Annotated in this window: 19 protein-coding genes, 1 tRNA gene and 1 riboswitch; of the genes, 8 read left to right on the plus strand and 12 right to left on the minus strand. The window is 36.2% G+C overall.

What is annotated here, in order from left to right; translation table 11 throughout:
• Nucleotides 1-318 precede the first annotated feature (318 nt).
• From R8923_RS11905 to R8923_RS11935, 7 genes are all read right to left on the minus strand, one after another.
• Complete coding sequence (locus tag R8923_RS11905; protein ID WP_485872975.1) at nt 319-810, minus strand: DUF5626 family protein; 492 nt, start codon at nt 808-810, stop codon at nt 319-321.
• A gap of 339 nt (nt 811-1,149) precedes the next feature.
• Nucleotides 1,150-1,863 (minus strand): response regulator YycF, encoded by a 714-nt coding sequence (yycF, locus tag R8923_RS11910; RefSeq protein WP_485872976.1) that lies wholly within the window; start codon nt 1,861-1,863, stop codon nt 1,150-1,152.
• A gap of 324 nt (nt 1,864-2,187) precedes the next feature.
• Nucleotides 2,188-2,724, minus strand: a complete 537-nt coding sequence (locus R8923_RS11915; protein ID WP_485872977.1) for a ClbS/DfsB family four-helix bundle protein — start codon at nt 2,722-2,724, stop codon at nt 2,188-2,190.
• Nucleotides 2,705-3,643 carry a helix-turn-helix transcriptional regulator gene (locus R8923_RS11920; RefSeq protein ID WP_485872978.1) on the minus strand — a complete coding sequence of 313 codons (939 nt, stop codon included), beginning with the start codon at nt 3,641-3,643 and terminating at the stop codon, nt 2,705-2,707. The genes R8923_RS11915 and R8923_RS11920 overlap by 20 nt, the downstream gene beginning before the upstream one ends.
• Before the next feature lie 34 nt (nt 3,644-3,677).
• Complete coding sequence (locus tag R8923_RS11925; protein WP_485872979.1) at nt 3,678-4,112, minus strand: GyrI-like domain-containing protein; 435 nt, start codon at nt 4,110-4,112, stop codon at nt 3,678-3,680.
• Between the two features lie 110 nt (nt 4,113-4,222).
• Nucleotides 4,223-4,295, minus strand: a tRNA-Asp gene (locus R8923_RS11930).
• A gap of 64 nt (nt 4,296-4,359) precedes the next feature.
• Nucleotides 4,360-5,541 (minus strand): aminotransferase class I/II-fold pyridoxal phosphate-dependent enzyme, encoded by a 1,182-nt coding sequence (locus tag R8923_RS11935; protein WP_485872980.1) that lies wholly within the window; start codon nt 5,539-5,541, stop codon nt 4,360-4,362.
• 152 nt (nt 5,542-5,693) lie between these two features.
• Nucleotides 5,694-5,805, plus strand: a riboswitch (SAM riboswitch).
• Between the two features lie 143 nt (nt 5,806-5,948).
• Here R8923_RS11935 and R8923_RS11940 point away from each other — a divergent pair.
• Genes R8923_RS11940 through R8923_RS11955 form a run of 4 tightly spaced genes read left to right on the plus strand, consistent with a single transcriptional unit; the run spans nt 5,949 to nt 9,255 of the window.
• Complete coding sequence (locus R8923_RS11940) at nt 5,949-6,767, plus strand: MetQ/NlpA family ABC transporter substrate-binding protein (protein WP_485872981.1); 819 nt, start codon at nt 5,949-5,951, stop codon at nt 6,765-6,767.
• A gap of 12 nt (nt 6,768-6,779) precedes the next feature.
• Nucleotides 6,780-7,799 (plus strand): methionine ABC transporter ATP-binding protein, encoded by a 1,020-nt coding sequence (locus tag R8923_RS11945; protein ID WP_485872982.1) that lies wholly within the window; start codon nt 6,780-6,782, stop codon nt 7,797-7,799.
• A complete protein-coding gene (locus R8923_RS11950) occupies nt 7,792-8,454 on the plus strand; it encodes a methionine ABC transporter permease (RefSeq protein WP_485872983.1) in 663 nt (220 codons plus the stop codon). The genes R8923_RS11945 and R8923_RS11950 overlap by 8 nt, the downstream gene beginning before the upstream one ends.
• Nucleotides 8,455-8,472: 18 nt before the next feature.
• Nucleotides 8,473-9,255, plus strand: a complete 783-nt coding sequence (locus R8923_RS11955; RefSeq protein ID WP_485872984.1) for a carbon-nitrogen family hydrolase — start codon at nt 8,473-8,475, stop codon at nt 9,253-9,255.
• Nucleotides 9,256-9,509: 254 nt separating this feature from the next.
• Here R8923_RS11955 and R8923_RS11960 read toward each other — a convergent pair whose 3' ends face one another.
• The gene (locus R8923_RS11960; protein ID WP_485872985.1) at nt 9,510-10,430 is read right to left on the minus strand and encodes a helix-turn-helix transcriptional regulator; all 921 of its coding nucleotides are present in this window, start codon (nt 10,428-10,430) and stop codon (nt 9,510-9,512) included.
• A gap of 100 nt (nt 10,431-10,530) precedes the next feature.
• Between R8923_RS11960 and R8923_RS11965 the strand changes: the two genes are divergently transcribed.
• A complete protein-coding gene (locus R8923_RS11965; protein ID WP_485872986.1) occupies nt 10,531-10,950 on the plus strand; it encodes an effector binding domain-containing protein in 420 nt (139 codons plus the stop codon).
• Nucleotides 10,951-11,607: 657 nt separating this feature from the next.
• Here R8923_RS11965 and R8923_RS11970 read toward each other — a convergent pair.
• The 4 genes from R8923_RS11970 to R8923_RS11985 are packed head-to-tail and all read right to left on the minus strand — an operon-like array spanning nt 11,608 to nt 16,859.
• Nucleotides 11,608-12,984 carry a lipopolysaccharide biosynthesis protein gene (locus tag R8923_RS11970; RefSeq protein ID WP_485872987.1) on the minus strand — a complete coding sequence of 459 codons (1,377 nt, stop codon included), beginning with the start codon at nt 12,982-12,984 and terminating at the stop codon, nt 11,608-11,610.
• Nucleotides 12,985-12,992: 8 nt separating this feature from the next.
• A complete protein-coding gene (locus R8923_RS11975; RefSeq protein ID WP_485872988.1) occupies nt 12,993-15,329 on the minus strand; it encodes a glycosyl hydrolase family 28-related protein in 2,337 nt (778 codons plus the stop codon).
• Between the two features lie 15 nt (nt 15,330-15,344).
• Nucleotides 15,345-16,094 carry a LicD family protein gene (locus R8923_RS11980; RefSeq protein WP_485872989.1) on the minus strand — a complete coding sequence of 250 codons (750 nt, stop codon included), beginning with the start codon at nt 16,092-16,094 and terminating at the stop codon, nt 15,345-15,347.
• A 3-nt stretch (nt 16,095-16,097) separates the two neighbouring features.
• Nucleotides 16,098-16,859: a hypothetical protein gene (locus R8923_RS11985; protein ID WP_485872990.1), complete on the minus strand. Its 762-nt coding sequence runs from the start codon at nt 16,857-16,859 to the stop codon at nt 16,098-16,100.
• Nucleotides 16,860-17,566: 707 nt separating this feature from the next.
• Between R8923_RS11985 and R8923_RS11990 the strand changes: the two genes are divergently transcribed.
• The 3 genes from R8923_RS11990 to R8923_RS12000 all read left to right on the plus strand — a co-directional run bounded on the left by R8923_RS11990 (nt 17,567) and on the right by R8923_RS12000 (nt 22,823).
• Entirely contained in the window at nt 17,567-19,912 is a 2,346-nt protein-coding gene (locus R8923_RS11990) for a helix-turn-helix domain-containing protein (RefSeq protein ID WP_485872991.1), read from the plus strand.
• A 308-nt stretch (nt 19,913-20,220) separates the two neighbouring features.
• On the plus strand, nt 20,221-21,423 hold the full coding sequence (locus tag R8923_RS11995) for a M20 family metallopeptidase (protein ID WP_485872992.1): 1,203 nt from the start codon (nt 20,221-20,223) through the stop codon (nt 21,421-21,423).
• Entirely contained in the window at nt 21,423-22,823 is a 1,401-nt protein-coding gene (locus R8923_RS12000) for an MFS transporter (protein ID WP_485872993.1), read from the plus strand. The genes R8923_RS11995 and R8923_RS12000 overlap by 1 nt, the downstream gene beginning before the upstream one ends.
• Nucleotides 22,824-22,831 lie beyond the last annotated feature (8 nt).

A 22,831-nucleotide genomic window follows, 5' to 3' on the forward strand; every position in this document is an offset into this window, starting at 1 on the left:
ATTCTTGTATTATACCATAATTTACGCTTACAAAAAAACACATCATTAGTTACAAATGATGTGCTTAATGCGACTATCCATAAATTAATTCTTTTATAATCCTATTATCCTGTAACAAGTCAAAGTATATTATAATGCATAAAATGTGCATCATTTGTTAGTTACAAATGATGTGCCATATACTATTACCAATACCTTGATCCCCAAATCAATTTCTTAATCAATTTATAAATCCCGTAAAACATTGCAACCGTAATTCCTAGACTAAATAATGCCATCAAAATACCAGTAAAACCCATTTAAGACACCTCTTCACCTTTATTTGATAGAATACACTATTTTATTACTACCATTAATTTTTGCTCGTAGCCACCCATTCCATCCTCCTAAATCCCAAATAGGCATGCCAAATTCAAAATAATATGTTGCTTGTTTACTATTGTCAAGCTTAAGCTTATTGCTCTTAACAGACACCCCGTACATCCGGTACCATTTATCATAAACTCTTGTAATCTTATTACTCTTCACAGTAAATTTAAAACTGCAATTATATGTTCCCGTATACCAATATGCTTTGTAATTCCCGTTACTAGCTCTTAACAAACCATTACTCGGCTCTATAACAGGTGTAGTGCCGACGGTTGCCAATTCTCCGTTCGCCATAATAACATCCTTTTCTTGTATACCTCGACTTTTCAAGTCGAAGGCGGCTAATTCCTCACCAACTGTTTCAATATTTTGATACTCATCTATTATACCATCATTTGCTGAAGCACCTAAGCCCCCAAATCCCATAAATAAAGTAACCAAAAACCAAACACTAATAATTCTTTTTTCATATTCATCGCACCTTTCTTGTTGTTTTGTATTTCAACATAATTATATCATGAAACTTATTCACAAATTAAAATATATCCTGAAAACCTGATTTTTCATCCTAAACAACTGTTAAAAGTACTTGCCTAAGCGTTTTTGTATACTAAATAAAATGTTACTTAAATATAGTAAAGAATCTGGGATAAAAATGAGTTTCAAGCAAACAAGTGAAAAATAAAAGAACCAAAATCAAGCAATAGAACCATTTTAATAAATGGATTTTGAATGATTTTAAGTTCTTTTTTAATTTTGTCTTAGCCTCTTTATTCCGCCCTATTCCTGTTCCGGGTTTCGTAAATAATAACCAACACCGCGGCGTGTCACGAGCCAGGCTGGGTGGCTTGGATTGTCTTCAATTTTTTCACGGAGACGTCTTACGGTTACGTCAACTGTGCGGACATCGCCAAAATAATCATAACCCCACACAGTTTGAAGCAAATGTTCGCGTGTCATTACTTGGCCCATGTGTTTCGCCAAATAGTGAAGCAACTCAAATTCGCGGTGCGTTAACTCGATGGTGTCACCGCGTTTGGATGCCACGTATGCATCTGGATGGATGATGAGGGATCCAATTTCGATTTCGCTATTTTCTTCTTCTTCAGCGGATTGCGAACTAATTTGGCTATGACGGCGCAAATTGGCTTTAACCCGTGCAATAAGCTCACGATTACTAAACGGTTTCGTTACATAGTCATCGGCGCCAAGCTCGAGGCCTAGCACTTTATCGATTTCTGAATCTTTTGCTGTAACCATGATGATTGGCATATCATATTTTTTGCGTACTTCACGGCAAACCTCAATGCCGTCACGTCCTGGAAGCATAATGTCAAGCAATATTAAATCTGGTTGTACTTCCTCAACAAGTTCAATTGCTTCGTCCCCGTCATACGCACAATATACATCAAAACCTTCTTTATTTAAATTAAATTTAACAATGTCTGCAATTGGTTTTTCGTCGTCTACTACTAAAATTTTCTTTTCTGCCATTTTTCAAACAGTCCTCCCATAATTGGATTTTTCCGGTTCTGCCGGCACTCTTTTGAAAATTGTTTATCACTTAGACTGCGGTACGAAAGTTCTTCTCCCTGAACGTTTTCGACGGCGTCTAATCTTATGGACTTCTACACACACAGAAGTTCGCAATTCTATTATAGCACAACTCGGAAATTATCTGAATTATTACAGCTAGCATGCCATTTAAAAAGACGAAATTTCATTCTAATAAATTCTTTAGCTTTAAATGTTCTTTTTAGCCGTTACACTCCAAACTACTATTTCTCAAAAAAAAAACGGTGACAAACAATTCGTTTATCACTGCTTTTTATATCGGTCGTGCATTTTTATTTTTTTTAACGCCCACTCATAGTGACTTGCGGTTGCCGAGATGAAGTAACTTCCTAACGTGCTCCCTCCGCTCCAAGTAAAAACCCCTTTTTTAAACAACTCATCATTAGAAAATTGCTCAAGAAGTTGCATAACTTGGCCATGGCTTTCCTGCAATAGTCGTAGAGCCACCGGATATGATGTTTTTTGATGCTTTTCAAAGAAAACCATGTTCATCGCACCGTAGTTTTTCCAGTTATAGCCTTCCAGTAAAAACGACCTTTTCTCGCCCTTAAGATTGGCCTCTACCCAATCTAATAATAATTTTTGCCATTCATATAAATGAATGAGAACATCGCGAATATTTTTATCCCTTTCCCAGTGGGCCTCTTTTTTCTTTGAAATATCAAACTGAAAGGGGGCTTCTTTCACTTCGTCTGGCGCTTCATTTAACAGATGCGTGAGTTGCTCGTACTTCTCATTTGAAGCTCGGATAAGATCTTCCTTAGTTGCTGGTCTTGCCATTCGCACCATCTCCTTTATAATTTTCATACATGTTTACAATTTGCGTATACACTAGAGCACGTAATGACTCTGGACTCTCAACAATGCAGGCACTGCCAAGACCTAAAATAAACGTTTCTAACCAAGCATTATGTTCAGCAATAATTTTCAAGCGTAAAAAATCCTCATGCTCTTCTATAATTTCCACTTGGTGCCAACTTTCAAAAATATGAAAAATCGAACGATTAATTCGTAATACAAATTCAATTATATTTTGCTCTTTCCAAATAAAATCGCGTTCATAGTATGTAGCATCTGGAATAAATGGCTCTCCAAACTCAATTTGTGTCATTCGGTCTAAGAGAAACAATTTGGAGGCACCTTCTTCGATCCCTTTTAAATACCAGCGGCCACTTTTAAACAGTAATTGATAAGGAAACAGCTTGCGCTTTTTTTGATTACCATCTAATTTCGTGTATGTGAAAATGATTTGCTGGTAGGTTTTGGTGGCTTCATGAATTTGCATAAATTTTGCGTCATCCGTTTTAGTCCCTTGCCAAGATGAAAAATCTACGACAACTTGATGTGCGTGTTGTTCAATTTGTTGCAATTCCTCGGCATCAAAAAGCAATTGTAGCTTTTCAATCAGCTCTTTTTTATCGTTATCATTTTCAATATTTAACCGATAAAGCGAAAGCAACACGGATTTAAAATCAAGGGAGGAAAACAATTGTTTATCCAGATAGTAGTTTTCCATTATGCTAATCCCACCGTTAAATCCTGGCGTAGAAATGATGGGGATACCTGCATAATCGAGCGCTTCTAAATCACGATAAATAGTGCGCTCTGATACCTCAAAAAAATCCGCTAAAGTTTGGACGGTTACTTTCCGCTTACTGACTAAAAGTAATACAATAGCTAGCATTCGATTAAAACGCATAAATCGCTTTCTCCTCTCTCTTAAAATAAGGCCATTATTTTATTCCAATATAAATTTCAATCCGCGTTTTTTCGATATCTGGATTTGGATAATACAACTCAAAATCTGTCAAACAGGTGCATTCCAATTCTGTTTGCCAAATTTCCTGCCAAAGCTCCCCCGGTACAGTCATCGGATTGCCGACTGCTTCAAAACGAGCATACTTCCCACTTTGGATTGTTATTTCCCCATCTTTCGAAGCTACACCTGCTAGTACATCATACGATAACGTAGCTGGATTTTCATGTTCACCTTCAAAATTAAAATACACCCCGTACACTCTTTCTTTCATATCCATTGTAGCATGGTTTTGATAAAATTTTTGCCAAAGTTCCGTAAATCTCTCGCTCATATTAGGGTCGTTGTTGCTAATATGTATACGTTCTCCTGCTACTTTTAATTCTTCAAAACGGCTAATTTGATAGTTCATTTTTTATTACCTCCCTTTCAACGTTAGTATAGCATCATGCTTTGACAACAGTTTGTCAGGGTAATAAAAAAAGTTTGTAGATTAATATCTACAAACTTCTTAAATTTGAACGGTTCCGACGGGATTTGAACCCGCGATCTCCTGCGTGACAGGCAGGCATGTTAACCCCTACACCACGGAACCAAGTAACCCCATAAAAAGGGCACTTCATCATTAAACCACGATTGCCAAAAATCGTCAACTCTTTTTAGAGACTAACCGTTGTCGTTTGAAAAATATTTAATCGCCCAACACGATTCACAGCTTCCCTTAGCCGCTCCTCATTCATGAGAAGACCGACTCGGACGTAGCCCTCGCCGCACTCACCAAAACCACTTCCGTCCGCTACCGCCACATTAGCGTGCTCAAGCAAATACTCTGTAAAACTTGTACTATTAAAGCCATTAGGAACTCTCATCCAGGCGAAAAACGAACCCCTTGGAATAACCGCTTCCCAGCCAATTTCCGAACACGCGTCTAAAAAGGCATTTCTCCGACTTTCATAACGCTCATTTTGCTTTCTGACAGCTTCCTGAGAGCCACTAAGCGCTTCAATCCCCGCGTCCTGAATTGCAGGGAAAAGACTCACATACAGATGATCTTGGATTAAATTGATGGCTTCAATCATTGTTTCGTTTCCGACAGCAAAACCAATTCGCCAGCCGGCCATATTGTATGTTTTGGATAGCGTATACAGCTCAATTCCGACGTCCTTTGCCCCTTTTGTTTGGAGAAAACTAATTGGTTTAGCGCCAAAACCGATAGCCCCGTAAGCGAAATCGTGCACGACTGCAATCTCGTTTTCCTTAGCAAATGAAACGGTGTCTTCGAAAAACGTTTCCGTGGCGATAGCGCCCGTTGGATTGTTCGGATAATTTAAATACATTAACTTCGCATCAGACCGTGTCTCCGCATCTATTTGTGCATAATCTGGTAGAAATTGATTTTCTTCCAAAAGAGGCATTAACTTGTACACGACATCCGCTAAAACCGCCCCGGACAAGTAATCTGGGTAGCCTGGGTCTGGTAAAAGCATTTTCTCCCCTGGGTCAAGAAGACACATTGGCAACTCCACAAGCCCTGTTTTTGTCCCAAATAAAATCGCCACTTCTTTTTCAGGATCTAAAGACACTCCGTACTCTCTTTCATAAAAATCGGCAGCTGCCTTTTTCAGTTCTGCCTTGCCGCGAAACAAAGAATACTTGTGATTTTGCACATCACTTGCGGCATTTTTTAATGCTTCTACGATATTTTGCGGCGTAGGCTGATCAGGATTTCCTTGCCCCAAATTGATGACATCATGCCCTTCTGCAATTTTGCGATTTACATTTTGTACGAGCTTTGAAAAAAACTGCTCTGGCAAGTTTTCAAGCTTTTTAGAAAATCTCATTTCGTACGCCTCCCGTTTTATGTTTCATTGTTAAATATCTTAAAGTTTTCTTGCAATTTTGTCTAGTCTAGAAATAAAAAACATTAAAAAAGCATTGACAACGGTCATAAAAATCGGTATATTTTTACGTAACAAGTTTTTATAATGTAGTTCTCTTATCGAGAGAGGCTGAGGGACTGGCCCGATGACGCCCGGCAACCTAACTTTTTTAAAGTGAAGGTGCTAATTCCAGCAAAATGGCATCGCCATTTTGGCAGATGAGAGGAGTTCGAATACGCAAGACATTCAACTTCTCTATTCTGATGGTAGAGGGGTTTTATTTATGTTCTAAAGGCAGTTGTATCCTTCTCTCAAACTAGAATGTTTATAAAAATTTAAATTCAGAGACATATGGGGAGGAATTTTTTATGAAAAAGAGAACTAAAGGTATTTTGATTGCACTTACTGGAGTAGCATTACTGGCACTTTCTGCTTGTGGCGGAGGTAAATCCGAAGCGCTAAGTACGGAAAAAATTACAATTGGCGTAACAGGTGGCCCGCATCAACAAATTGCGCAGGAAGTGAAAAAATTAGCCAAAAAAGACGGACTTGACATCACCATTAAAACCTTTGATGATTACAACACGCCAAATACTGCACTAAATGATGGGGATTTAGACGCGAATAACTACCAAACCATTCCATTTTTAGACGCACAGAAAAAAGATAAGGGCTATAAAATCGACCAAGTCTTTAAGACGGTTGCTTTTCCAATGGGGATTTACTCCGATGACATTAAAGATATTAAAGAGCTTAAGAAGGGGGATAAAATTGCGGTTCCAAATGATCCTTCGAACGAGTATCGCGGCTTAAAACTTTTTGAAGACGCTGGTGTCATTAAGTTGAAAGACGGCGTGGAAGAAAAAGCAACGAAAAAAGATATCGCGGAAAATCCGCTTGATTTAGAAATCATTGAACTTGAAGCTTCACAAATCCCAGCTCAACTCGGTGAAGTAAAAGCCGCTGCCATTAACACCAATTTTGCAATGGGCGCTGGACTTACAATTAATGACGATTCAATTTTCCATGAACCAACAAAAGACAATCCGTATCCAAATGTGTTCGTTGTACGCACTGAAAACAAAGACGATGAAGTAGTCGACACACTAAAAAAATATTACCATTCCGATGAACTAAGAAGCTTCATTGAAAAAGAATTTAAAGGGTCTGTTGTACCTGCATTTTAGGGAGTTGTAATCATGATTAAACTAGAACATGTTAGCAAGACTTTTAATGTTAACGGGCGAATCGTTCAGGCGGTAAAGGACGTTTCGCTTTCCGTCCAAAAAGGTGAGATTTACGGGGTTGTGGGTTATAGCGGCGCCGGAAAAAGTACGCTTGTCCGTTGTATTAATTTTTTAGAACAGCCGACAAAAGGTACGGTTCATATCGCAAATGACAATCTTGCAGAGCTTTCAACTAAAAGCTTGCGTTTAGCGAGACGTAAAATAGGTATGATTTTCCAAGGATACAATCTACTTAAAACGGCCACTGTTTATGAAAATATTGCGCTTCCGCTCAAACTTGAAGGCTTAAAAAACGAGGAAATTACAGCGCGTGTTGAAAAATATTTGGAAATTGTTGGGCTTACGGATAAAAAAGAAAATTTCCCAGCCCAACTTTCTGGCGGACAAAAACAGCGTGTCGCCATTGCACGAGCTCTTGCCCATGAGCCTGAAATTTTACTGAGCGATGAAGCAACAAGTGCGCTCGATCCAGAAACAACCGAAGCCATTTTAAATTTACTTCTTAAAATTAACCGCGAACTAGGTATTACGATTTTCCTTATTACACATGAACTAGATGTTATCCAGCGCATATGCGACCGTGTCGCCGTAATGGAAAACGGGCAAATTGTAGAAGAAGGTACCGTTTTAGATGTGTTCACAAAGCCAAAACACGCCACTACCAAACGTTTTGTTGGCTCGGAAGCGAGTTTTGAAATTCCAGCTGATGTTTTGGAAAAATATAAACAAACTGGCAAACTGGTTTCCCTCCATTTCATTGGTGAAGGTTCCGATGAGCCCGCTCTCGCGCTTGTATCGCGGAAATTCGATTGTCTACCTAGTATTTTGGCAGGCGGCATTGATCACCTAAAAAATGACACGCTTGGTAAACTTTTAGTTCATCTAAAAGGTGATGCGACTGAATACAACAAAGCAATTGAATACTTACGTGAACAAGGCGTAGTCGTTTCGGAGGTGCAACAAAATGGTTGATTTTTTTAATGAATGGGGCGACACGCTTTGGACTGGATTTTTAGAAACTCTTACTATGACAAGCATCACACTTGTTATTTCTATTTTGGTCGGTCTACCCCTTGGTATTTTACTCGTTTTAACACGAAAAGATGGACAAGCTGAAAATAAAACAGCTTACACAATTTTAAACTGGATTATTAATATTTTGCGCTCATTGCCATTTATTATTCTACTTTTTTTAATTTTACCATTTACAAAACTTGTCGTGGGCACTACAATTGGCGTTAAGGGAGTTATTTTGCCGCTTGTTGTTTTCACAGCGCCGTATATCGCGAGACTAATGGAATCTGCCTTACTAGAAGTGGACCGCGGCGTTATTGAAGCCTATCAGGCGATGGGAATTTCTACGACAAAGATCATTTTACATGTGGTGCTTCGGGAAGCGCGTTCTGGTATCGTGCTCGGTCTAACAATCGCTACAATTGGGCTAATTGGAGCCACGGCGATGGCAGGTTTAGTTGGCGCGGGCGGTCTTGGAACTATTGCTTATCAATACGGGTTTCAGCGCTTCGAACCAACCATCATGTACGCGACCATTATTATTTTGATTATCATCGTACAATCTTTGCAATCACTTGGAAATTTCCTAGCAAGACGACTAAAGAAAGACTGAAAACTGGGGGAATAAAATATGTGGAAGCTTGCGCTTTGCCAAATTGACGTAACGTTTAAGGATCCAGATGCGAATTTCAAACGGGTCCGGCAAGCGGTAACTGAGGCGGCAAGAAGCGGTGCTGAGATTGCCGTTTTACCCGAAATGTGGAATACAGGCTATTGTTTGAGTGAACTTGAAATGTACGCAGACCGTAACGGCGAAAGGACGAAAAAGTTTTTATCAGAGCTTGCGAAAGAGCAAAATATTACCATTATCGGTGGCTCTGTTGCCATAAAAACAGACGGGAAATTTACCAATATTATGTATGCGTTTGACAACCATGGGGACTTTCTTTCTTCTTATAAAAAAGTCCACCCTTTTAAGTTAATGGACGAACATCTCTATTTGGAGCCCGGGAATGATGCCAACTTGTTCATGTTAGGTGGCATAAAAACAGCTGGCTTCATCTGTTATGATATTCGCTTTCCTGAATGGGTGCGGCATCATACGTCAAGAGGTGCAGAAGTCATTTTTGTGGTTGCCCAGTGGCCCGATGCGCGCATTTCCCAGTGGGAAAAACTGCTCATCGCCCGGGCAATTGAGAACCAAGCGTTTGTCGTGGCAGTAAATCGTGTTGGGAGCGACCCAAACAATCAATTTAACGGTCATTCGATGATTATTAATCCACATGGCGAAATTATTCTCGCGGCAGGTGACGCAGAAAACAATTTTTATGGCACCATTGATTTAGCTGAAATCAGTGCGGCGCGTCAATCGATTTCCATTTTCGAAGATCGCCGCCCAGAATTATATTTTTAAGTGAAAATAACCACGCATTTTTCTATTTTGAAAAATGCGTGGTTTTTTATTCGAAATAAAAGTTTCTTAAACCTCCCTAGCTTAGCCCCACTCACCCGTAATTTTTTTTATGATTTCTTCCTTTATTTTCATTATTTTTTCATTTTAAAAAGATAAAATAAAAACATCAACTAAGCCATAGGTTCCAAACCTATTTTATATATTCTTCCTTGAAAGACCCAAAAATCCCCTATCACATTTTTGATAGGGGATTTTTATTGGTATTTCAGTTGAATCGCTTCTAAATAAGAGATAAAGTTATCATAAAATTCATTTTGACTCTTTATTTCCGCATGTATCCCTAAGTTTAAAAGAAAACGGTAACCAACTTCATGATTTGGTAAAATGACTTTAGCGAGAAAATAGGTTTCATCGAGAGCTTTTATTTCTAATACATTTGCGCGCTCCACAATTTGCTCGCGCCCAGCCCGGTCAAGAAGCAACTCCACCTCTTCCATTTCAAATGACGAAAATTGCGGTTTCGGGTTAAAGGGTTTAACCACAAATTCCCGAGGTACGAAAGTTTCTGCTAGTGTTTCAAGGTGAATCATCCGTGATAATTTAAAAGTACGGAAATCTTCTCGTTCGATACTATACCCTTGTAAATACCAATAGCGATTTCGAAACAACAAATGATAAGGCTCTATTTTCCGCTTTGTTTCATTCCCGTCCCGGTCGCTATAGGTTACCGCTACATATTGGTGTTTTTTTATCGCCAAATGAAGTTCCTCAACGTGTTCATTAATCTCCTTTTTCGTCGTTACATTTGAGAAATCAAGCGAAATAAGATGTTCATCCACTTCATTATCTGACTTCAACATATTTTTCATTTTTAAAAGCGTTCGTTTGATATCTGTTGAAGAAAATAATTGTTCAAATCCATTTAAACTCGTGACAATTGTCGTTAAGTCTTCTGTTGTAAGCAACCGTTTATCTACTTTATATGTTGGCATAATCCCAATTCCGCCGTTCACGCCTGGCATTGTATAAATCGGAATTTTCGCCATAGAAAGTGTCTCCATGTCACGATAAATTGTACGTTTTGATACTTCAAACATTTTTGCCATTTCATTTGCGCTAACAATTTCACGCTGTAAAAGCAACATAATGATGCCAATTAACCGCTCAATTTTCATTTTTTTTACTCCTTTTTTAAATGATGACAGATAGTTGTCAACATTAGCATGCTATAGTTACATCATAACAAAATTAAATTTATTTTTGGAGGGAAAAGTTATGTCATTTGAAATTGTACACTTAGAAAAAGAAGTATTTTCTGGAGAAAAAGTTGAAATTCCTAATTTTAATCCACAAGAAGGTTTTGGGAAAATGAGCGAAATTAAAACGGCGGCATTTGAGAAGTATGCGGATGATGCTAATAATTATGTGGGGATTAACGCTGCAATTGACGGCAAACAAAACTACATCGTAGCGAAGTCTGGTGATGGCAATGGTGTAATTTCTTTTGAAATTCCTGAAGGCGACTATGCAAAATTTGTGACTGAAGAAACTGAACGCACTGCCATCGATAATTTTATCGGTCAAACTTACGGAGAAGTCATGCAAGGCGGACAGTATGATCTTGCTGGAAACTTTAACTTGGAAGATTTACGCGAAGATAAATTTACCATTTATATTCCTGTGAACGCAAAATAAGATTTAAAAAGAAGCAGAAGAGATATTTTGCTTCTTTTTTATCTACACAAGAGTTTACAATGTGTAAAACACCCATTTAAAATTACTAAAATTTGTCATTTGCCTTATTTTGTCCACAGACAAAGCGGAAAAATTCCACTATACTAATAGTAATCTCTTTAGCTTGTATAGAACCATATAGAAACAGCCACTTAATTTTTTAAGTGGCTGTTTCTATATATATAAAATAACCTTTAGTGATTTCACTAAAGGTCATCTTGCGTAAAATTAGTTTCCGCTAACTTCACGAGCCACTCATGCTAAATGGCTAAGGTTTCGTTATCGCTTTTTCATTTGTGAACGAGAATACTACAGCATGATGTTTTAAGTATACTACGACTTCTCATGTAAATCTGTGGATATTTTATGGCTATTTCATTTCATAAAAACAAGGAAATCATTGCTATGCCTAAAAAATAAGCCCCAAGCACTTTTTTGTTTTTTTGTATGAATTACACATTTTATTGTGTAGGAGACTAATATGAATGGATCAAAATGCATGGCACGAACGAAAATGAATTACTGTCTAACATATCAAATCAACTACATTAGAAGTTTCGCATAGAATCAGTTTAATTTTCGTTTTTTCTATTTCACCCTTAATTTGTTTAGTATCCCTTAATAAAAAACAAAGTATAAAAAGACTTCCAAACCTATAAAACAAACAATTATAGTGTAATGTCTAATAATAAAGCGAAAATAATTTTTTTTGAAATAAAGTCTAAAAGCAAGAAATGGATCTACCCATGTTGTGCTCATTAACCTTCCTATAGAAATACTTAACGCACTCCCAACTAGTCCTAGTTTAGGTATAAGCAACAAAGAACCAAGTGAGTATACTACCATTAAAATAATTGGTGACCATTTCCCTTTTTTATATAGACCAAGAGCTGTTCGAAATAAATACGAAGGGTATTGTAGCCCTGTAATAAAAAATTGTAATACAATAATGAAAACAACTTGTTGTCCTAATACATAATTCTGCCCAAGCCAAATTTTCACAAATGGATTTAGTAATACAATAAGACCTAGACTAATTAAAAAATACACCAAAATGGTTATTCTATAGATTTTTTTGAAAAGCTCAAATGCCGCCTCTTTATTCTCTTTCGCTGTAATTTGCCCAATACTACCAATTAGCCCTCTCATCGCTCGAGCGAGTATACTCACGACTGCATTTATAATGAGTGAATAATTTGCATAGACACCTGCTGTAGCAAGACCTAGGAAAGTTGTAATGAAGATACTTTCTGTTCCAGAAATAAGATAGCCTCCAGCCATATAAAGGACTATTCCTTGCATGTTTTTTTTAATTGAATTTATTTCCGATACTTTTAACTTTTCAGGGACCCCTGTTAAATATTCTGGATAATTTTTATAAGCATAGTAGGATTGAATCCAATTAAACACAAGCATACAAACTAATTGAATAATTAAATAACCGATTAAATCATGGGTTTGGTATAAATATATCCCTTGCAGTAAAGACTGAGCGCAAAAACTACCTTGTTTAAACAGCACATTTATATACTCTTTTTGAGTAACAAAAAATAGTGCTTTTCGGTACACGAAAAAGTAACTACTTCCTGCATTAGCAACATATAACAAGTAAATTACAGCTACTTTCACATTATTTTCTACTCCTACCAATGATAAATTCCATATCATTGGTAGGAGAAGTACACCTAATAAAATAATTATACTTCCAATATATCGATATATTTTGCGATAAAAAAGAAGAAAGTCTCTCACTTTTTGATTTTGCTTTTTTACCAGAGGAGAATATATTTGAAAAATAATTGCTTCTCCTATACCAAGCTCCGCAAAGGAAATTAGTGTAATAATATTTGTGAAAAATCGATCCAACCCTAAAATTTCTTTCCCCAAAATTTGGATGAAAATAGTTCGAATCCCAAATGATACAATAAGATATAATATTTGCATCCCGATTCCAATCCCGATATTTTGGACCATGTAGTTTTTAACTTTAGCCATTCTTCTTTCTATCCCTTTCTAAGGAATAAATCTACTTCCGCAATTTTATTATTTTTAGAATCATAACCTCTTAAGAAATATTCATTACCTTTATCAATATATGGAATTGCACTGATAGCATAAAAACTAAATGTACCTTTATTAGGTAACTTCTCATCGACAACTAATGTACCTCCACGTGTGATTTTTCCTGTACTTGCAACAAATAACTCTAAAGCATGAATATTTTCAAATGTACCAGTTAGGCTAGTATCTCCTTTTTTAAACAGTGAAACTGAAAGTACCCCTTCAGAAACAACTGGCACTCTGACGCGTTCTCCTGATAACACACCATATTCATCTAATGGCTCTATAAAAATCGAAGTATGAGCTTCATAAAAAGAAACTGGTTGATTTAAGTAGAACTGGAAAGTTCCTTTTCCGACATCAATAGTTCCACCAAGAGATATTTCAGTAATATTCCCTGTTGCACTCTCTGCCAGTAAGCGAAATTTCTTGATTTCTCCAAGTAAAGCACCGTAGATAAAGTTATTCCGTAAATAGTGATTACTGACTTCTGTAATTTGTCCTGGTTTCCTAGAAACAATAGGCACTTCAAGTTCATTGAGTATATTTTTTCCAATATCTAATCCTTGAATCACAATTTTAGTACATTTTGAAAAATCAGGAGCGGTGAAATTAATTTCATACGCATTATTCTCAAGAACTCGTCCCCCCGTTTCAATTAAATCTGGTTTATCTGAAAAACTTGCAATAACTCTGAATAAATCCACATCTCCCTCAATGCTGCCAGTTATTTTCCCGTCTCCCGGCCAATATTCATTTATATTTCTAATTCCCCCAGAAAAAATATCTCCACCATCTATATACGTCCATTTTAACGTTCCATTAGGGGTACTTCTAAGTACTGCTACTTTCTTCTCCAAACTCTCCTCCACTTTAACTAGTGCAATATCCCCTTCCATTATTTTCCGGTTACTTTGATATAAGTCCTCTTTATGAATGATGGGTATTGTTAAGCGGTCCGCTTTTAATCGCGTATGAAATGTGTAGGCATCATAGTTCATAAGATTTTCCCCTTCATACTCATACTCCTTACCCATAATAGTTGTACGTATCCCGTAATCAATTATTTGTCTCTCAGTACTAGAGTTATTTAAATCAACAGCTTGGATAGTTGAATTAGTTGCATTATAGCCAACGTATACTTTAGCACGATCCTTGATAACAACCAAATTACAGTTATCTATCCAATATCCATATTGTGGTGGATTAATACCAAGAAATCGATTTTCAGAGATTGTAATTTGACTCACCCCAGCTCTTCCATCTTCTGCAACTCCTCCTGCACCACCATCAATTTTAACACCAGTATCTATAACTTCTTCAAAAGTATTACTTTGAATAAAATGATATTTAGCATCTACTTGCTTTCCATAAACTCCTCTTTGAATTAAAATCGCTGGCTTCGATACTTGTGCAAATGCGCACTCTTTAATTGTTATTCCTTGGCAGCCCTCTAAAAGAAGACCGTTTCGCTCTGCATGCGCAATCGAAGCTTTCCCATCAGTTAAAATAATTTTCCCTTCTGAGTCTGCTTTTTTTCCACAGGCAATAATCTTTACATTTGTTAAGCTACTTTCATTCATATTTTCAAAATGAATAACCGGCGCTGTAGCATCCTCTGCACGCCCTTTATCAATTGAAAATTTTGTATAGGTGGCTTGTGCGCTTGCACTATTATCAATATGAATATCTCTTAATACTAAACCTTGTCCTAAACCTTTTCCAGTGAATACGCTATCTTTAAGATCACTTATTGCCTGAATTGCTGTCCCTCTTAAGCTGAAAAAAATTAAATTTTTAAATACACATAGATCATAAGGTCTCAAAATTCTAATTGTCGTAACTTTATTCACAAAATTTAAGTTAAATGTTAAATGTGACATACCAATATTTCGAATAAAACTTCTATTTCCTGTATTATTAGCTCCATCAAAATAGGAGAATTCAAATATTGGTTTTCCAGATTCTTGTCCTTCAAAAATTAGCTCTCCATCAACTAATTTTCCAGTTGGAATAATGACTGTTGGTAATGATTCTGTCCCCCTCAACGAAACACCTGTTTTATTAATATAAATAGTTTTAGTTACTTTATAACTACCTGCTGGGAAAAATACTACTCCTCCTTCTTTATTCATTTTAGAAGTGTTATCAGCATGTAAAACCGGAAATTCATATAAATTATCAATAGCATCTTGAATAGCCTGTGTATCGTCTTTTATCCCATCTCCTACAGCTCCAAAATCCTTTACATTGTTGATTTTCTGTGTCCCTTTATACATCTCTTATCTCCCTTGTTATATATTTTTATAATGTTCAAATACATTTTTCTTTAAATAAATTTCTAAGAAATTTTTTCCGTAAATCTTTTTTAAAAAATTAGACTCATCGTATGGAATAGAATGAGCATATCCTTCAAATAAAATTTCCTTTGTTGGTAAAATTTCATCCACATAAATTAATTCTTTCTTATTCTTTTTCTCTCCTGCGAAATTAAAAAGATACTTGTTTTTATTTTTATACTCAATCCATTTTCTATATTTCTTTTGATAATAACTATTTTCCCTAAAGAATAAGATTTTAATAAGAATCCATCTTTTTTTTCTCACAATTGGTACTTTTTTAACAATGATGACTGTTTTTATTTGTCTTGCAATAAATTTTTTAATTTTAAACTCCAACAAATTATTGCTGATAAAATCATATGGGAAAACATCAACAAATACATCTGAACTCAACCCGTTTTTCTCAGAATATTTTGTTCCTCTTTTCTTTACTTTCATAAAGACAAGATGATAATTCGAATTTAACCTTGCTTCATCAATATAGAAAGAGGAATGTAATTCTTTTTTACAAATTTCAAAAAAGCATTCATAATCGCTACGAATCATCCCTACATCAATGTCATCATCATAAGGTCCAAACCCTTCATAAACAAGTGCACCTAGCAATGTTCCACCATCTAAAAAATAAGAAATTTGGTGTTTTATCGCAATTCGTTTAATTTCATTTAGAATCTCTAGTTGTATCTTACGGATTTCCTCCATTAGTTACACCCCATCTCTATTGTCATCATTGAAGATAGCCTTTAAATATTTTGGAAAGAATATGCGTGTATCTAGATGCTTACTATACATGCCATTCTCTTTAAAAAGCTTGTACTCTTTTTTTTCCATTGTTTTGATTAGTTCATAAATCTGATCTTTATAGATTTCTTCAAACTTGGAATATTGTAGATATATCTTTCCATCAAAATGATTTTTTTCAATACTTTGAAGTAACATATCATTATAATTATACTTTCTCTGTTCCCCAGCAATTGCTCTAAAAATAGCTTTTTTTTCCTCTGTATCTTGCAAAAAAAGTTCAACTTTAACAATAGGTGACCCTACTATAATTTGGTTTACTTGCAATTCAATACCTAAATAAAGCGCGGCAAATCCCCCTTTAGACGTTCCAGAAAAAATGACATGCTCAATTTTTTTCATTTTTTTTATACTCGTAATAAGTTCTATTACTGCATCTTTAACATCCATAGTCCCATTTTCGCCAAGATAAAAAACACCTGCTTTATTTTCCCCAAAATTATCTAAAATATATAATTTATTACAGGGCACATCATCGAGTGTTCGAACATAGTTATAAACCGAGCTTCCCATCACTGGTAGCGCACTAAACACTACGAGTAAGTCTTCACTCTGATTATTTTCTTTCATATAAAATGTCAATGTCACACCATTACTCATTTTTTGTTTCTTTTGTTTAATACAAAAATAGCCTTTTCGCAACCAGCGCCTCAATTTTTTTTTCATCTCAAATCCCCTTTGTGTTTTTTTCAGAAAAAAAATACTATTAATACGCTATTTATATTATACAATACTTAACTTCCCAAACCTGTGACAAAAAAATGAATATTAAACTGGAAAACCTCCTTTTTATTGAAATTTTGATAACTATCTCTATACAAGATGTAGGATTATTTGATATTTTTGTGCTTCCTCCTTCAAACTCTTCCTGTAGTTCTTGACTACTTCTTAAGTTTATACCAATTTTGGAGATTTGGAAATTTTAGTATACACCTTAATTTTTATCGCTTTATTCGATTAGAAAGCGTATTTTTGTCTTTTCAATCAAATTAAGACTATATAAAAATAACCTTTAGCAAAATTTTGCTAAAGGTTATTTTCCGCAAAATTAGTTTCCGCTAATTTCACGTACCACTCACGCTAGATGGTATGGTAAAGTATTATTTCAGTTTTTTATTTGTGAACGAGAATATTACAGCATGATATAAATTAGTATACGCTCTCTTCTTTTTAAATTCTGTAGACATTTTGTTACTTTTATCAAAATAAGTCTCTAAAGAAAAGCTTTAAAACACTGATATAACGGTATTTATCCTAATATGTTTTTTAAAAAATTATGTACAAAATGCGCATACCTTAAAATTTCCAACTATTTCGCACCTCGCCTGTGGTAAGATAAATATATCTCTTACATGATAAAAGGAGGAGTTTGAATGCCCCATTTAAATGATTATACAATTGGTATTCAGCAAGTTAAAACGCCTTCATCGGCAATTTCGGTAGGGACAAAATTGCTTTTTGCCATTTCAAATCAAATTATTGTAACTACTTCTGAACAAAAATACACTTTACAAGAAGGTGATATTTTAATTCTAGATCGCCATACGCCCTATACCATTCAAGGAAATTTAAATCATTTAATTCTTGACTGTACTATTTCGGATTCCCTTTTCGCCCATTATTTCGAAGACTACTTTAGATATTCTTTTAAGTTTTTTTCTAAAGAAAGTGCGCCCGGCCGCGAACATATTGTTTCTTCCCTTCGAAAAGCGCTCGCCGAACTCTTAGTCGCTTCTACTCCAGAAAAACCCACCAACAAACTAGACGCACAAGGTGCTTTGCTTCAAATCATGCAACTCCTCACCCGTTTTTTTAAAACTGAAAAGCCATCTTCTGGTCGAAAGGAAATTAATGACAAGCGTGTTTCACGAATCATCCAAGAAATAGAAAAACGTTTTTTTGAGCCCTTATCTCTCCGAGAATTTGCGCAAAAAGAATTTTTAAGCGAGGCCTATTTATCACGGTATTTCAAGAAAACTACTGGAGTGGGTTTTTTAAAATACTTAACGGACATTCGATTAAAATATGCCCTCCAAGATTTATTATATTCTACGGAAAGCATTACAGATATTGCATTAAAAAATGGTTTTTCAAGTCAGAAGCATTTTTCAGAAAGCTTTAAATATCATTTCCAATTGACACCGACTGAGTACAGATCGAAGCATCATTCAGACAAGAAAAATTTTGAACTGCCTGAGGAGACTGAACAGTTTAGTGAGCATATAACGCAAATTACGCCTACTTCTGAAATTTTGATTCAATTATCAAACCTCTATCAAGAAGTTGAGCCAACTAGGGAATTGCATGCTGCTCCGTTTGAGGAAAAGACAATCGAACTAACGAATACCACCACTGAAAAACTGACAAAGAACTTGCATATTTTAACAATTGGTAAGTTAAATGAAGTTTTAAAAGAAAATGTTCAAACTGAAATTTTAACTGGACGAGATGAACTTGGTATTAATTATATTGGAATTAGGCATCTATTTCGCGGCTCAACATTTTTGCCTGAGACGGAAACGGATGAATTAGTCCCAACTTCCTCGCCATACGCAAATGCGGATTTAGCTCTTACTTTTTTAAAACAACAACATTTAAATTTATTTGTTCGGTTAGAATATCAGGATATTTCTGAAAATGAAGAAGCTTCTTTTGAAAAGCTCATTCATTTTTTAAGGCATTCTGTTCAAGTCTTTGGACGCGAATTTGTCTCCAAATGGCACTTTATGTTTTTCAACCCTAAATATACTTCCGCAGATAAAAATGAATTGAAACGGCTTTATTTAAAGTTACAACAGGCTATTAAATCTCTCTTGCCAGGCATTCAAGTAGGTAATTTTGTGCCTTTTTCCTTATCTAAAAATACGGTTCCCGAGCGGCATACTTGGTTTTTAGATGTGCCAACCCAAATTGACTTTATCGCTTACAATGCCAATCAAAATGAAGCAGTGGACTTCTCCAAAGAGGATGATAAATCTTTTTTACTTTCAGAGGATTATTGTCTATCTAAAACTCTTAAACTGAAGGCATTCTTAAAGAAACAGCAAATCAATAAACCGCTTATGCTTATTAACTGGAACACACTCACGGGAAACACAAGGTACACGAACGGTACTTTTTTTCGTGGTGCCCTCGTTCTAAAAACCATGCTTGATTTAGCCAAAGAGGTCCATGCACTTGGTTTTTGGATTAATACCGAACTTCATGAAGAAGATGGAAGCAAGTTAAACATCAACCTAGATGGTTTAGAACTATTCCACTTCTTTAATGGTAGGCGCCCAGCATTTTATGCAGTGAAATTTTTACAACGGCTTAAGGGTACTGTATTAGCAAAAGGTGACGATTATATTATGACGCGCTATGAAGACGGCTATCAACTCATTTTATTTAACTGCGCTACAATTAATCCGCGCTATTCTGTTGAAGAGGAGTTTTTAAAAGCAGAGCGTAAAGAAGTTCATATGCGAATAAAGGGGATTTCGTCTGGCGAATATCAAGTTTGCAAGTGGCAATTTGATCGTGATAATGGTGCGCTTTATTCTAAATACTGGCAATTAAATAGTAAACATGGTTTAGATAAGGAAATACTTGACTATATTGTGGATGCGTCTCAGCCAACATTAACTGTAAGCGATGAGGTCATTTCAGATGACTGGTCCTTCTATGCTTACCTTGATTTAAATGCCATTCATTTTTATGAATTCAGGCGTACGATATAAATGCACAAATCCCTCTGTAAGAACTGCCTAACCTAGCAGGCATAATAAGCCTGACCGCGCAAGAAATCATTTGAAGCGGCAACCTAAATAGTAAAAATTAAATTTGGTACTAACTTAAGAGCAGCTAAATGTTGCTCTTTTTTCTGCCTTAAACTCCTATTTTTTGCTCTTGTTTTAATTAGTATTTTAAAAAAGGAAATTTTCAAGATGTAATTAGGCAATTAAACAGCCGTTTTTCAGTTTTTATTTTTTTATAATAAGAGTACATCGGCAACTACTGATGTTCTGGCCAGTATTAGTACAATAAATTGGAGGTTTTAGCGATGAAAGAAGAATTATTCAAAAAATTAAATGAAAAGCAATCTCGTATGATTGAAATTCGACGCTACTTGCATGAAAATCCTGAACTTTCATTTCAAGAAGAAAATACTGCAAAATATATTGCAGATTTTTATCAAGGTATGGATTGTGACGTACGGACGCATGTTGGGGGAAATGGTGTTGTTGTAACGATTGATACAGGAAAACCTGGTAAAACACTCGCTATTCGAGCAGATTTCGATGCTTTACCTATCCAAGAGGAAACAGGATTACCATTTGCATCTAAAAATCCTGGTGTTATGCATGCTTGTGGTCATGATGGTCACACTGCTTATATGCTCGTTTTAGCTGAAACACTTATTGAAATGAAGGAACAATTAACAGGTAAAATTGTTATTCTTCATCAGCATGCAGAAGAAACGCCTCCAGGTGGTGCGATTCAAATGATTCAAGATGGTGCTTTAGATGGCGTTGATAATGTTCTTGGTATTCATGTAATGTCAACGATGAAAACTGGCGAAGTTTTCTACCGTGAGGGAGCGATTCAAACTGGACGTTCTTATTTTAAATTAAAAGTACAAGGTCAAGGCGGGCATGGCTCCTCACCTCATCTTGCAAATGATGCGATTGTTGCAGCGAGCGAATTTGTTGTGGCTGTTCAAACTATCATTAGTCGCCGCTTAAATCCTTTCGATGTTGGCTCCATCACAATTGGTTCTTTTGACGGAAAAGGAAGTTTCAACGTGATTAAGGATGCGGTTACTCTAGAGGGTGATGTGCGTTCGATGTCGGAGGACACACGCCAAACGATTGAAAAGGAAATCAAACGTATTGTAGGCGGAATTGAAGCGATGTTTGGTGTAACTTGTGAATTAGATTACAAAAATGATTACCCTGTTTTAAACAATGATGAGGCTTTGACTGAATTTGTCGTAAAATCTCTTAAAGACTCAAATATCCCAGAAATTACAGATGTAGTGCGCTGTGAACCTCAACCACCTTCTGAAGACTTTGCTTATTATGCGAAGGAGCGACCTAGTGTGTTTTTCTATGTTGGTGCGATGCCTGCGGACGGACATTTTTACCCGCATCATCACCCTAAATTTGATATTAATGAAGATGCCTTATTGATTGCTTCTAAAGCAATGGGCGCTTGTGTATTGGATTATTTAAAAGGAGAGAATAACTAATGGCAACAAACACGTATAAAGGAACGAATAAACTTATAGTCGGCATCGTATTTGGTGTTATCACATTTTGGCTTTTCGCTCAATCAATGGTTAATATCGTACCAGCCGTTCAAGATGATCTTGGTATTTCATCAGACTTGCTTAGCGTTGCAATCAGCTTAACTGCTCTATTTTCTGGTATTTTTATTGTAGTTGCTGGTGGAATGGCAGATAAGTTTGGTCGAATGAAATTAACGTATATCGGACTTATTCTTAGCATTATCGGATCACTTTTACTCATTGTTACTCAAGGAGCTACACTACTAATCATCGGTCGGATTATTCAAGGGCTCTCTGCTGCTTGCATTATGCCCGCAACACTTGCCTTGATGAAAACCTATTTTGAAGGTGCGGAAAGACAAAGAGCACTTAGCTACTGGTCTATCGGTTCTTGGGGTGGATCAGGTATTTGTTCTTTTGCCGGCGGACTTATCGCCACTTATATGGGTTGGCGTTGGATTTTCGTTTTCTCCATCGCATTCGCTCTTTTAGGTATGCTATTAATTAAAGGAACACCTGAAAGTAAAGTTGTACAAACAACAAAAGCAAAATTTGACACATTCGGACTTGTTCTTTTCGTCATTGCAATGGTATGTTTAAACCTTATCATTACACGTGGTTCCACATTCGGCTGGACAAGCCCAACAACGATTATTATGCTCGTCGTTTTCCTTCTTTCTGCCGGATTATTTTTCCGCACTGAACTTCGCCAAGTAAATGGCTTTATTGACTTTTCTTTGTTTAAAAATAAAGCTTACACTGGCGCAACTCTTTCTAATTTCTTATTAAATGCAGCGGCTGGAACACTCGTTGTCGCAAACACATATGTGCAAGTCGGACGCGGCTTTACGGCCTTCCAATCTGGTTTACTTTCCATTGGTTACCTCGTCTGCGTTCTCGGAATGATTCGTGTCGGCGAAAAAATTCTTCAACGAATTGGTGCCCGTAAGCCAATGATTATGGGTTCAGGTATTACAGCAATTGGAATTGCATTAATGGCACTTACATTTATTCCTGGTATTCTATATACTGTACTTGTCTTCATTGGATTTGCTTTATTCGGTATTGGTCTTGGAATGTACGCAACTCCGTCAACAGATACAGCTATTTCAAATGCACCAGAAGATAAAGTCGGCGTAGCATCTGGTATTTACAAAATGGCAAGCTCTCTAGGTGGTTCTTTTGGCGTAGCAATCTCAGCTACAATTTACGGTGTACTCGCAGCATCTGGAAATATTGATTTAGCCGCAATGGTTGGGTTATTTGCAAATGTCGCATTTTGTGTTATTTCATTAATTTCCGTTGTCATCACAACACCAAAAGCTAAAAAAGCTGCTGCAATAACCGCTACAAACGAATAGGAGGTTTT

The sequence above is a fragment of the Listeria tempestatis genome, from assembly GCF_963575625.1.
In the GTDB taxonomy this organism is placed as follows: Bacteria; Bacillota; Bacilli; order Lactobacillales; family Listeriaceae; genus Listeria; species Listeria tempestatis.

Bases quoted from the DNA above. Each gene is read 5' to 3' on its own strand.
- yycF (WP_485872976.1), bottom strand. From the start codon at position 1,863: ATGGCAGAAAAGAAAATTTTAGTAGTAGACGACGAAAAACCAATTGCA.
- R8923_RS11985 (WP_485872990.1), bottom strand. From the start codon at position 16,859: ATGAAAAAAAAATTGAGGCGCTGGTTGCGAAAAGGCTATTTTTGTATT.
- R8923_RS12000 (WP_485872993.1), top strand. From the start codon at position 21,423: ATGGCAACAAACACGTATAAAGGAACGAATAAACTTATAGTCGGCATC.
- R8923_RS11990 (WP_485872991.1), top strand. From the start codon at position 17,567: ATGCCCCATTTAAATGATTATACAATTGGTATTCAGCAAGTTAAAACG.
- R8923_RS11915 (WP_485872977.1), bottom strand. From the start codon at position 2,724: ATGGCAAGACCAGCAACTAAGGAAGATCTTATCCGAGCTTCAAATGAG.
- R8923_RS11975 (WP_485872988.1), bottom strand. From the start codon at position 15,329: ATGTATAAAGGGACACAGAAAATCAACAATGTAAAGGATTTTGGAGCT.
- R8923_RS11940 (WP_485872981.1), top strand. From the start codon at position 5,949: ATGAAAAAGAGAACTAAAGGTATTTTGATTGCACTTACTGGAGTAGCA.
- R8923_RS11980 (WP_485872989.1), bottom strand. From the start codon at position 16,094: ATGGAGGAAATCCGTAAGATACAACTAGAGATTCTAAATGAAATTAAA.
- R8923_RS11955 (WP_485872984.1), top strand. From the start codon at position 8,473: ATGTGGAAGCTTGCGCTTTGCCAAATTGACGTAACGTTTAAGGATCCA.
- R8923_RS11950 (WP_485872983.1), top strand. From the start codon at position 7,792: ATGGTTGATTTTTTTAATGAATGGGGCGACACGCTTTGGACTGGATTT.
- R8923_RS11965 (WP_485872986.1), top strand. From the start codon at position 10,531: ATGTCATTTGAAATTGTACACTTAGAAAAAGAAGTATTTTCTGGAGAA.
- R8923_RS11970 (WP_485872987.1), bottom strand. From the start codon at position 12,984: ATGGCTAAAGTTAAAAACTACATGGTCCAAAATATCGGGATTGGAATC.
- R8923_RS11920 (WP_485872978.1), bottom strand. From the start codon at position 3,643: ATGCGTTTTAATCGAATGCTAGCTATTGTATTACTTTTAGTCAGTAAG.
- R8923_RS11935 (WP_485872980.1), bottom strand. From the start codon at position 5,541: ATGAGATTTTCTAAAAAGCTTGAAAACTTGCCAGAGCAGTTTTTTTCA.
- R8923_RS11960 (WP_485872985.1), bottom strand. From the start codon at position 10,430: ATGAAAATTGAGCGGTTAATTGGCATCATTATGTTGCTTTTACAGCGT.
- R8923_RS11945 (WP_485872982.1), top strand. From the start codon at position 6,780: ATGATTAAACTAGAACATGTTAGCAAGACTTTTAATGTTAACGGGCGA.
- R8923_RS11925 (WP_485872979.1), bottom strand. From the start codon at position 4,112: ATGAACTATCAAATTAGCCGTTTTGAAGAATTAAAAGTAGCAGGAGAA.